Annotated in this window: 10 protein-coding genes and 1 tRNA gene; 3 read left to right on the top strand and 8 right to left on the bottom strand. The window is 39.2% G+C overall.

The window, feature by feature from the left end; genetic code table 11:
* Window positions 1–56: 56 nt before the first annotated feature.
* Window positions 57–1,448, bottom strand: a complete 1,392-nt coding sequence (locus VB740_RS14985) for a hemolysin family protein (protein ID WP_323200779.1) — start codon at window positions 1,446–1,448, stop codon at window positions 57–59.
* 118 nt (window positions 1,449–1,566) lie between these two features.
* Window positions 1,567–2,268 (bottom strand): hypothetical protein, encoded by a 702-nt coding sequence (locus VB740_RS14980; RefSeq protein WP_323200778.1) that lies wholly within the window; start codon window positions 2,266–2,268, stop codon window positions 1,567–1,569.
* 885 nt (window positions 2,269–3,153) lie between these two features.
* Between VB740_RS14980 and VB740_RS14975 the strand changes: the two genes are divergently transcribed.
* Together VB740_RS14975 and VB740_RS14970 are read left to right on the top strand one after the other, a co-directional pair.
* Window positions 3,154–3,939 (top strand): FkbM family methyltransferase, encoded by a 786-nt coding sequence (locus VB740_RS14975; protein ID WP_323200777.1) that lies wholly within the window; start codon window positions 3,154–3,156, stop codon window positions 3,937–3,939.
* A 341-nt stretch (window positions 3,940–4,280) separates the two neighbouring features.
* Window positions 4,281–4,353: transfer RNA gene (locus tag VB740_RS14970), tRNA-Ile, on the top strand.
* Between the two features lie 216 nt (window positions 4,354–4,569).
* On the opposite strand, the gene VB740_RS14965 is transcribed toward VB740_RS14970, so the two are convergent.
* Window positions 4,570–4,986, bottom strand: coding sequence for a hypothetical protein (locus tag VB740_RS14965; RefSeq protein ID WP_323200776.1), 417 nt, complete (start codon window positions 4,984–4,986; stop codon window positions 4,570–4,572).
* A gap of 105 nt (window positions 4,987–5,091) precedes the next feature.
* Between VB740_RS14965 and pyrE the strand changes: the two genes are divergently transcribed.
* Window positions 5,092–5,715, top strand: a complete 624-nt coding sequence (gene pyrE, locus VB740_RS14960) for an orotate phosphoribosyltransferase (RefSeq protein WP_323200775.1) — start codon at window positions 5,092–5,094, stop codon at window positions 5,713–5,715.
* 82 nt (window positions 5,716–5,797) lie between these two features.
* On the opposite strand, the gene VB740_RS14955 is transcribed toward pyrE, so the two are convergent.
* The 5 genes from VB740_RS14955 to VB740_RS14935 all read right to left on the bottom strand — a co-directional run.
* The gene (locus VB740_RS14955; protein WP_323200774.1) at window positions 5,798–6,955 is read right to left on the bottom strand and encodes a cysteine desulfurase family protein; all 1,158 of its coding nucleotides are present in this window, start codon (window positions 6,953–6,955) and stop codon (window positions 5,798–5,800) included.
* A gap of 51 nt (window positions 6,956–7,006) precedes the next feature.
* Window positions 7,007–7,405, bottom strand: a complete 399-nt coding sequence (locus VB740_RS14950) for a hypothetical protein (protein WP_323200773.1) — start codon at window positions 7,403–7,405, stop codon at window positions 7,007–7,009.
* Window positions 7,398–7,742 carry a hypothetical protein gene (locus VB740_RS14945; protein ID WP_323200772.1) on the bottom strand — a complete coding sequence of 115 codons (345 nt, stop codon included), beginning with the start codon at window positions 7,740–7,742 and terminating at the stop codon, window positions 7,398–7,400. The genes VB740_RS14950 and VB740_RS14945 overlap by 8 nt, the downstream gene beginning before the upstream one ends.
* A gap of 15 nt (window positions 7,743–7,757) precedes the next feature.
* Window positions 7,758–9,584: an ATP-binding protein gene (locus VB740_RS14940; RefSeq protein WP_323200771.1), complete on the bottom strand. Its 1,827-nt coding sequence runs from the start codon at window positions 9,582–9,584 to the stop codon at window positions 7,758–7,760.
* The coding region (locus VB740_RS14935) for a DEAD/DEAH box helicase (RefSeq protein ID WP_323200770.1) at window positions 9,581–10,280 on the bottom strand (700 nt) is incomplete at its 5' end. The genes VB740_RS14940 and VB740_RS14935, both read right to left, overlap by 4 nt.

The raw sequence follows: 10,280 nt of genomic DNA, 5'->3' as shown, positions 1-10,280 counted from the left end.
GGGAAAGGTTAAATTTATCCCTTTACCCTTTCCCCTTTAACCTTTTCCCCTGTCCTTCATTCCCCCCCCTCCTCCTCCAGGCGTCGCAGTTGAATTTGATGCAGGCGTGGGCCAACAATTGATACCACGGTGAATTCGAGATTTTGATAACAGAAGGTTTCGCCTTTGCTAGGAATTTTCTGTAACTGATACAGCAAAAAGCCCCCTAGTGTCTGATATTCTCTTGTCAGGGGCAAATCGAGATGCAAAACTTCGTTGAGGTCTTCGAGGTTGATCTGTGCCTGTACCAAAAATTTCTGCTCATCTAACATCTGAATCAGTAAATCGTCGCTGCTTTCAGGAACGCTTGCGTCGCCAATGATTTCGGCAATGACATCTTTGATTGTCACCAGTCCCACAGTACCGCCAAATTCATTCACTACCATGACCATAGCGGGTTTCTCTTGCTGCATCATTGGCAAAAGTTCACTCAAGGATGTGTGTTCTGGAACAAACCGGGCGGGACGCATCCAAGGTTGGATTTGTGTCTCCAAATTTAGGTTTCCGACAGCCAAAGGTTGTGCCAAATCTTTAAAATAAACAATGCCCCGAACATCGTCTAAAGATTCACCAATCACCGGATAACGAGAGTAACCAGTGGAAGCCATTTCTTTAAGTAATGTCTGGAAGGTAGCATCTTTTGGCAGCGCAATAATACTGGTGCGGGGGATCATTACATCTTGGGCCATGACATCCCCAAATTCAAATACATTATTGAGCAATTCTCGCTCTGCACGCTGTAAACCAGTAGAACCCCATTCTGTAGAGATAATCAATTGCAATTCTTCGGGAGTTACAGGTGGCCTCCAGCCTTGACCTGTGTATTGGATGCCAAAAATCCGCAACAAGCAACGAGTTGATTGGTTGAGAATCCAGATAAAGGGACCAAAAAAACGCACGATCGCTTTTACTGAAGGCCCCAAAAACCTCGCTAGCTGTTCTGAGTACAGCATGGCTAAGGATTTGGGACATAGTTCTCCGATCACAATTTGCAAATAGGCAATCAAGAAAAAGGCAATGGGAATTGATAAGGAATGCGCCAGGAAGTTAGTCATGCTACTTGGTAAAGGCCAGGATTTTAACCATGCATTCACCAGCACGACAATCGTACTTTCGCCAATCCATCCCAGTGCCAAACTAGAGAGGGTAATGCCCAACTGAGTGGTAGATAGCAGTCGGTCAATACTACGTTGTAGCATCTCGACTGCGATCGCTGGAATATCCCCAGCCTTAACTAGCTGGTGAATACGCGATCGCCGCACGCTTACCATCGAAAATTCCGCCGTCACAAAAAAGGCATTTATGGCAATCAGTAGTAGCACTGACAATAACCGCAGTGCCACGTCTGTCCAAATTAAACTAGGAAAACCACTCACTGCCAAAGCTCGTGTAAAATTCACGCCCTCCATTTTTGGATTTTGGATTTTGGATTTTGGATTTTGGATTAAGTTTTGGGTATTAGGCACTAAGTAAATTGCTTAGTACCAAGTCTCCAATCTAAAATCTAAAATCTAAAATTGCCGCAATCTACCTTTCTACAGGAATATTCGATGCCTCTAGCTTCAATTCTTGAGCTGGATAATCAGTGAGAGCGAGTGATATTTTCTTGACATCATCAAGTAAAGCTGTGGGAATGCTCACCGTACCTGTAAATGCTGGCCCATTTACAGGCAATTCTGTTGGTAAACCCTCCGTACTAGCACTCAGGGTTCGTCCTTTATCATCGGTAACATCTAAAAAACTATATAGAAAGCGCACAGAATCCTTACCTTTGTTCTGCATTTTCACTTTCAATAGCAAATCACCACCAGAATAGCGAACAGATTGCACAGACATGGTTACACCCTCACTCTGGGCAGTAATTGGAAAACCTGGCTTGAGTTTTTCTTCAACTACTGCTGGGGGTTTTTCTTCTGGCTTCTGCTTGCTGCTATTGGTTTCTTCATCATCTTCCTCTAGCTTTTCTGATTTAGCAGCTTTGGTCTTACCCTCAATTCGCGCCTTGACAATTTTCAGAATCTCTTCCTCTTTTAATAGCACTAGCCCCGCCTGCTGGGGGTTATTTGCCTTATTGCTGGCAAATTTGGTTGTAGGACGCCCATCTGGTGTAGTAACGCCTTTAAGTGCTGAACTCCCCAGTTCAAACCCCAAAAAGGCGCTCACAGAACCTGCTCCCATCATCAGGATTAACAAAACCAAAGTAAGAAGTACAGTAGAATTTATTTTCATCGCTGAAAAGCTATTACATAAGAATGCTAATCTGTTTAAGAATAGTGAAGCTTTTGACCTCAATCCTTAAAGGAACTTAATCAATATTAGTTTGCACTATTTCATAATTAAATTATGTAATATAAAAACCTGGTAGGCTATACTACTTACGTACTGTAAAGTAGAATAATCTTGTCTATTGACGTAAATACGTCGTTTCAGCGTCTTGCAGATCACCTTTTATAAGTTTTGACCGCCATCCGCGCCTTAAAGCATAACCCGTCAAAGACGGTTTGCCCCACATCTTCGCAAGGGGATTTATATAAGTTTTAGCTATTTTAATCTGTTTGAGCCATTCCACTAGTACAGGAATATCATCAATTGCAAAATCACTTAATTCCGCTACTTCACTTGTTATATCCTGGGGTCTCCTCTGGTTATACTCCAGTCATTTACCTCACATAACTAGAGGTAGGGCTATTTCGTTCTAGACATAAACCGCCCAGAACTAAAGTTCAGGGCTAATAGCCTAACTCCACTAAAGTGGACTAAAAGCCTTTATTAGTCGTCTTTAGACGACTTTTGCTATTAGCCTCAGAATTTATTCTGAGGCGGGCTAGATGAGAATGAAATAGCCCTGTAACTAGAGGTTTGGCATAATTCTTCTATATCCTTACCAAATAAAGGCATTAATTCTGCTTCTTCTCTCAACAGGACCTAAATGGGCTAGGGTGAGTTACGAAGAAACTAAATAGCTGCTAAGTAATACGTAATCATATAAGTTTTGTTACGGAGAGAGGGTTGACTTTTGATGTGGCTCCATATATATTTCATTTGTTACTCTCCAATTGAAAGTTTAGTCATACATTTTTAATAAATAGTTGTGGAAATACAAAAGATTTAGTTATGAAACTTTTAGCTATACGTATTCTTAGCTTATTAATAGGTGTAGAAAATATCCCTTATTTAAAACTTTTTGTCGCAAAATTATTCTTATCCAAAACAACCCGTAAAGCAGTTAATTATGACTATTTAACTGGAAAAGTCATCAAAAAAGCCTTGAACTCTTCCTCGATTTGTGTAGATATAGGCTGTCATCACGGAATTATACTAGGTATAATGATGAGATATTGTAGCCAAGGTAGGTTTTTTGCATTTGAGCCATTACCTATTTCATATAAATATTTAGTTAAACAATTTGATATGCCAAATGTTGAGATATATAACATGGCATTGAGTGACACGAAAGGGACTGCAAAATTTAATTATGTAGTAGACAATTCTGCTTACAGCAGCTTACAGAAGGGTCAACATCTTACGTCAAACAAGAAGGTAGTTGAAATAACTGTAGAAACCGATCTTTTAGATAATATATTAGATAGTAAATTAGATAGCAATCAAAAAGTATCATTCATAAAAATAGATGTTGAAGGAGCAGAACTGCAAGTTTTAATTGGCGCAAAAAATCTTATTAAAAGAGACAAGCCTATTATAATCTTTGAGTTCGGTTCATTAACGGCAGACTATTACGAAACTAAACCTGAAAATATTTATAATTTACTTTGTTTAGAATGTGGACTGAAAATTTCTTTGCTGGATTCATGGTTGAACGGTGAAAAGTCTTTAAGTGAAGAGGAGTTTAAAGAGCAATATTACGGTAGTATTAACTATTATTTTATAGCTTATCCTTAATTGAATAATGAGTCTATCGCCCCAAATTATACTTTAGCGTTGCTCAATGCAAATGCGATCGCCTCAAACTCATGCCAAAACTCTATCTTTCAAGTCGTTTACTGCTGTCCAAATCCAAATTTTGTTTTTTTGAGTCGGCATACATTTTTAATTGATCGAGTTTTCCATTTTATTTAATTAATTTTTAGCTTATTTTTGCATTGAGTTATTCATAAACTATAGATTCCTGCTATAATTAGTTAATTACCTAACATACCTTGTTCACACTAGGAATTAGCACAGAAAGTTGAACTAAAACTTTAAATCATTAACTCCTGGCAAGGAAAAACCCCACAAAACAAGCGCCTTTGGCCGATTGGGGAGGCAACGAACTCATAATTCGTCTTCAGGCTGGTTCGATTCCAGCAGGGCGCACTGAATGATTAAAAAGCAGTAATGTGTTATGTTACAAGTCTCTCAAAGATGATTGAGACATAATTAATGCTCAATTATCTTGAGCATTGACATTTTAGTTCACCCCCTCCAGACATAATTTGGTAATTCAGACATTAGTCAATAGTTGCTGACAAATGACAAGGAACTAATGACTAATGACCTTATAGAGTAGGACTGTTACCGAGGTGGTAAAGTTTAAAACCTGAATTCAGTTCCTACCTTGAGTTTGTTGCTATTGAAACGAGGAGACATCAGCAGCGACGTGTCGTAAGGATTTGGTAAATCAGGAGTGCGAATATATGGGTCGTTGCCAACTTGTTGAGTCAGGACATCACGATATAAAGTGTTAAGTAACTGAGCATCGCGGGCAATTTCATTTTCTGGGAAGGAACCACCGAAACCGGAACCCGATCCGAAAAATGAGTCTAGTTGACGCTTGAGACTGCTATTGTCATAGAAGTTGCGATCGTGACGAAAATAAGCTCGTTCAAATACATCACTCGCAGTTTCAGTTTTGGGAGTTTCCGTTTGAGCAGATACAACTGAGGGAAAAGCAATACCAGCAGCAAGCAGCACCAATAAACCACCAAAGGTTTTTAATTTTATACCCATGTTACCAACTCCTCAATTTTCGTTTTGGGCAATCTTAATTTATGCTTAATTTCAGAACTCTGATGAGTTCAACCTTTGGTGTAACACAACTTTTAATGTTTTGTAATGACGTATCCTACTGAAACTCTTACCCATTCAGATATTTGGGCAACCACTACAGATTTGACCAGCTTGCGCCACAAGCTACTAGATTTATTTTGCCAACTTGCTTATCAAGAGGGTGATTTTCTTCTCTCTTCTGGGCTGCGTAGTTCTTATTATGTCAACAAGACACAGGTAACACTCCATCCTCAAGGTGCTTTAGCAGTTGGACGGTTGTTGTTTCCTTTACTACCTGTAGATACACAGGCTGTAGGTGGTTTAACGATGGGGGCTGATCCAATTGTGACAGCAGTGAGTATAGTTTCTGTTTATGAAAACCGCCCGATACCAGCGCTGATTATTCGCAAGGAAGCCAAGGGTTACGGGACGAAAGCTTATATAGAAGGCCCCAGTTTACCAGAAGGTGCAAAAGTAGTAGTTTTGGAAGATGTAGTTACAACTGGACAATCGGCTTTGAAAGCAGTTGAGCGTCTTAAAGATGCAGGTTATACCGTAGACCAAGTAATTTCACTAGTAGATCGACAACAAGGGGGAGGGGAGTTGTACGAGTCGGCGGGGTTGAAGTTTGAAACTTTGTTTTCAATTCAAGAAGTTCAAGAACGCTACCGACAACTTGCGAAATCATAAGTGTCGCTTGCCAAATTATTTGATAATTTGACGAATTTGTGTAATTGAAAATATTACTCTTAAAACCCTAATAAGGGTTTTATTATTTTAGGCTCAAAATAGCCTTTACTGCACTGACGATCGCAGAAGATGCTTTTTCGATTTTTTCTTTGGTTGTAAATTTCCCAATACCAATTCTTAACGCTCCCTCAATTATATTTTCTCCAAGATTCATCGCTTGCAGAACGTGAGATGGCGCGACAATACCTGATGAACAAGCCGCACCTGTAGAAATAGCTAATTGATGGCGAACTCTAGCAACAATGGCACTATTAGGGATGTCAGGGATAGAAATATGTAAGTTACCTGATAAACGGTTGTTTAAGTCTCCATTCACCAGTAAATCGGGAATTTGAGCCTTGAGTAGATTTTGTAGCTGATCTCGCAAAAATGCGATCGCATTTTCATCTACTCCCATCTCCAACTGTCTCAATCTGCAAGCTTCCCCCAAGCCAGCGATTCCGGGGACATTGAGTGTACCCGATCGGAGTCCCTGTTCATGTCCGCCACCATAAATAAGTGGTTCAAGAGGATAACCTTTTTTTACTACCAATGCACCAACGCCTTTGGGTGCATAAAGTTTATGCCCAGAAATAGCTAGATAGGTAATACCCCAGTCTTGGAAGTTGAGGGGAATTTTACCGACTGCTTGGGAAGCATCACATAAAAAAGGGATATGGTATTTTTGAGCGATCGCTCCAATTTTTTCTACTGGGTAAATTGTCCCTACTTCATTATTAGCAGCCATCACGCAAAGTAAGGAAGCACGGACAGAGCAGACTTTTTCTAGATGTTCTAAATCAATTTGGGCTTGTTGATTGACATTTAACCAAATTATTTCAGCAAGTCCTTTTTTGGCTAATATTTTGCAGGTGTCTAAAACCGCTTTGTGTTCAACTGGGGAAACAATTATTTTGGCGGGAGTATTTTGTTGATAAATATGTCCTTGAATTGCTAAGTTAATACTTTCTGTTGCACCAGATGTAAAGATAATTTCCTTGACAGAAGCATTCATTAATTCAGCTATGTATTGACGGGCTTGTTTAACTGCTTGTGCTGCTTCATTTCCATAACCATGATCTACACTATTAGCATTACCAAAAGCAGTAGTCATATAGTACATGACTTTTTCTGCTACTCTCGGGTCAACGGGAGTAGTTGAATGGTAATCAAGGTAAATTATGTTTTCTTGTGTAGTCATTGCCTGTCAAAATTTTCCGCTTGAAATTTTTTACATATTTTTTTTAAGGCTTTACTGAATAGTTAAATATTCTAAAATTATTAATCGTAGGTAATCTAGCATCCGTAAATAATATTTAGTATTATCATATTGCTGAGAATTATTAAAATAAAATTGAGTGACATTAGGAATATCAAATACTCGCTTATGTTGTAATTCTTTAATTGCTTCTTGTGGGTTGTCTATAGAACCTGTGGCTTTAATTTGGCTAGCATAACCCCGAATATCTGTAGTTAATAGTTCAATTTCTTCTAACACTGTAAATTCTTCTTCAGATGTAGAAGATTGATGAGCGATCGCTTTTCGTTCTGATTTAGTATTTTGATAATCAATAGTTAATTGGTCTAACAGTTTAATAATATAATTTTTAGTTAATTCAGGATTTTGATTAGTTAGGGTGGTATTAGTCATCGTTAACTCCATAGGTGACAATTTTTTCAATGCCAAATTTATCTGGATGCACAATTAAATATTCATTTCCTTTACGATAAACTGCTGAACCATCTTGACGATAGGCTGATTTCGGTACTCTTAATGCTCCTTTTTTGTTAAAATTGTGCGCTTTACGGAGGAATTTTAACGGTTCAATTTCTTTTCTAGCTGCATGATCTAAAATGTTATGGGCAACGCTGATATAACTGGCTTGATCCCATTCGGTTAAGTATTGTTCAATTTCAGCAATTTCTGAGGATGTGTATTCTTGACAGAGTTGTGCAAAAAATGGGTCAATTTGTGGTTCATTTGCCATTATTTTATCAGTTACTTACTCATTCTCTAAAAATCTTCTGGCAACTCTCCCCCAATCAATGCGAGTATCTTGAGCATTTTCTTTACGTTTACCATCTGGTTGTTCATCCTCATACCTTGCCCATGCCATTAGTAGTAGCTTCAATCCATCTAATGAGTTGATCAACCGAGAACGTAAAGTATCTATATCGGCTTTATCTACGTCCTCCTCTAAGATTTCTACTAAATTTTGATAAGCCGGATGATTGGTATTCAAAGTAACAATAATTGCTCCTCCTCTGGGTTTAACTGAGAAGAAAGCAGAAGTATCAAGAGGAGCTTCAAGAAAAGTATATTTTAAGCCATCATCTACTGTAGTTGCTGCTAGTAATTCGGCTTTGCTTTCTGTAACTCCTTCTTCTTTTAAAGTTTCTTTAATGACTTGTTTTCGTTCTTCTTTGGATAATTGTTCATCTACATCACTTTGACCTTTGTAACCCTGGGATTGACGTTCTTGGGTAACTGTAGTGGCTACTTTCTCAGTTTTGTAAGGGTCATGACGTTTTTCAGGCGTGGTACGAGTGCCTTTTGTTTGTGCCTTGATTAAACCACGGATAATACTTAATTGACTATTTATTTTATGAGCTATATCTAAAAGAGGACTTTTGGGATCTCCGTCTTCTTTGAGTTCTTCTTTTAGTTGGGTAATTGTTTTACCTGCCTCTAATAAAGATTGAATATTGACTTGTAAAAGTTCACTAAAATTCCGGGCTGATTGTTTATTATTAGTGACTCCAAAAATATCATCAAGAGAGGGTGGAAATTCTACTTCTACACCCCACCAACGTTCTGTAGGTTCATAACCATTGACTACTCCCGTATCTAGTTCTAGTTCTCTACCTGCACGAACAATAGAAACTCCAATGTTTTTCTTTGCGTGTTGTCCATGAGGTGTACTTCCTGGATTATTCACTCCTTCTATTAGACGTGCTTCTTCTTTAGCATAGGAAAAGCGAACTTTGACTTCATGTTCTTGTTCACGAAAATCAATAGTAAAAATAGCTTCATAAGATGTATCACCCTGCCAAGGTTGGAGCATTGCCTGATTATCAAATGGTGAATCACAGGAGGTTTTTTTGATTAGATAACCAGGGTCATTAGGTAGTGCATATTTTTCTATAATGATGTCATATAAAGCATCTAAATCAAATGCTAACATCCGAATTTTGACTTCATGCCTATTGATAAATTTGCGATACATTCTCCCGATCACAAATTCAGAATTATCAATAATCGCTTTTCCTGTCCGCCACATACAACGGTCGATTTTTGACCACACTACTAATGCGCCACTGTCACCAAATTTCTGACCGATTTTTGTCCAAATCATTGGAATTGGTCTAGCCGTAGGTTCTGGTACTTCGGTCATCCGCCGATTTTTGATTTCATCTAAGTCAAGATAACTGTGGAGTGCATTTTCTATGCCATTTTGCCATGACCACACATCAACCCGTTGGCATTGAGAAATGGAGGATGAGGGTAAACCCATACCAAAACGTCCGATTCCGGTATGTTTATCTTGATCTAAATATGTACCATTACCAAATTGCAGGGCTAGACGTAAAACATTCGCATCCATACCACGACCATTATCTAACACGGCGATTTGTTCAATACGCGATCGCTTCCTCCCTTCTACTTGTTGTTTTCGTTCACCACACAGTAACTCTACTTGGGATGCACCGGCTTGAATGGCATTATCCATTAATTCGGCGATCGCATAGGCGGCGTTTTTATAACCGTTATCGCGCATTGCTTGCACTGCTAGGTGAGTCGGAACGATATCATGGGCGTTAGCATTCATGGGTTTTTCCTCCAAACGTCTTCCCAATTGTGAAAGGCTGATGCAACTGAACCAAAACCGGGGAGTTGGCTATCGACAACGGTGACAATTTCGGCGGTAGCATTACCCCCAGCTTTGAGTCCGCGAATGGCGCGTCCTACCATTTGGCTGTAGAGGACAAGGGATTTGGTGGGACGGGCGATAACGGCGGCGCTGGTTTTGGGTGCATCGAATCCAGTGGTTAAAACGCCGTAGTTACATAAAATCTTGGTTTGGGGCTGTTCGTCTTTAAAACTTTGAATCAGCCTTTCTCTCTCTGATTTGGGGGTATCACCTGTAACAGCATCAGCATTAAATCCTCTGAAACGCAATATTGAAGCGATGAGTCTAGCGTGTTCAACGGAGGTATTAAAAACGATAATCCGTTGATGATGTTGGGCTAGTGCTTCTAGTTCTAGGATGATGCGGAGGTTGCGTTGTTCGTCTGCTGCTAACCGATTGAGGATATATTGGGGGATGTCTAATTCTGTATTAATCCGATTCAGGTCTTGGGGAGTTAGTTCAATACCAGTTTCATAAAATAAAGAACGATAGTTAACTTTAGCGAGGTATTGTTGATCGACGAGATAATCAATGGGGTTGTCATAACCTGGGATTTCTAAATTCAGAGGGTGTAGGGGATAGGGGGTAGGGTGTAGGGAACCCACGTTTAAAAAC

The organism is Nostoc sp. UHCC 0251 (assembly GCF_034932245.1).
Taxonomy (GTDB): domain Bacteria; phylum Cyanobacteriota; class Cyanobacteriia; order Cyanobacteriales; family Nostocaceae; genus Nostoc.
The sequence above is the reverse complement of the archived record's forward strand: the minus strand, read 5'-3'. Positions and strand labels throughout refer to the sequence as shown.

Coding starts and splice junctions, on each gene's coding strand:
- VB740_RS14985 (WP_323200779.1), bottom strand. CDS start 1,448: ATGGAGGGCGTGAATTTTACACGAGCTTTGGCAGTGAGTGGTTTTCCT.
- VB740_RS14980 (WP_323200778.1), bottom strand. CDS start 2,268: ATGAAAATAAATTCTACTGTACTTCTTACTTTGGTTTTGTTAATCCTG.
- VB740_RS14975 (WP_323200777.1), top strand. CDS start 3,154: ATGAAACTTTTAGCTATACGTATTCTTAGCTTATTAATAGGTGTAGAA.
- VB740_RS14965 (WP_323200776.1), bottom strand. CDS start 4,986: ATGGGTATAAAATTAAAAACCTTTGGTGGTTTATTGGTGCTGCTTGCT.
- pyrE (WP_323200775.1), top strand. CDS start 5,092: ATGACGTATCCTACTGAAACTCTTACCCATTCAGATATTTGGGCAACC.
- VB740_RS14955 (WP_323200774.1), bottom strand. CDS start 6,955: ATGACTACACAAGAAAACATAATTTACCTTGATTACCATTCAACTACT.
- VB740_RS14950 (WP_323200773.1), bottom strand. CDS start 7,405: ATGACTAATACCACCCTAACTAATCAAAATCCTGAATTAACTAAAAAT.
- VB740_RS14945 (WP_323200772.1), bottom strand. CDS start 7,742: ATGGCAAATGAACCACAAATTGACCCATTTTTTGCACAACTCTGTCAA.
- VB740_RS14940 (WP_323200771.1), bottom strand. CDS start 9,584: ATGAATGCTAACGCCCATGATATCGTTCCGACTCACCTAGCAGTGCAA.